This window comes from Pseudarthrobacter sp. 10T415 (assembly GCF_056394175.1).
This window is the reverse complement of sequence record NZ_JBFTHJ010000072.1, coordinates 1-459: the sequence shown is the minus strand read 5'-3', so window position 1 is coordinate 459 and position 459 is coordinate 1. Positions and strand designations below refer to the sequence as shown.

General features: G+C 68.2%; 1 protein-coding gene. It reads left to right on the top strand.

Annotated elements, in window-relative coordinates:
* The coding region (locus tag AC1DBN_RS21505; RefSeq protein WP_477724202.1) for a winged helix-turn-helix domain-containing protein at nt 1–459 on the top strand (459 nt) is incomplete at both ends.

The following is a 459-nucleotide window of genomic DNA, read 5'->3' as shown; positions in this document are numbered from 1 at the left end:
GCACAAGAGCACCCCGATCCTGATGCTGACCGCCCGCAGCGATGAGACAGACCGGATCATCGGCCTCGAAATGGGCGCCGACGACTACCTCGCCAAGCCGTTCGCCGCGCGCGAGCTGATGGCGCGGATCAAGGCGGTGCTGCGGCGCACCCGGATGCTTCCGCCCAATCTCCAGGTGTCCGAGGCGGGCCGGCTGCTCACTTTCGGCGACTGGCGTCTCGACACCACCGCCCGCCATCTGCTGGACAAGGACGGCACTGTCGTGGCCCTGAGCGGCGCCGAGTACCGGCTGTTGCGCGTGTTCGTCGACCATCCGCAGCGCGTGCTGAACCGTGACCAGCTGCTGAACCTGACGCAGGGCCGTGACGCCGAGCTGTTCGACCGCTCGATCGACCTGCTGGTCAGCCGCCTGCGCCAGCGGCTGGGCGATCACGCCCGCGAGCCGATCTACATCAAGAC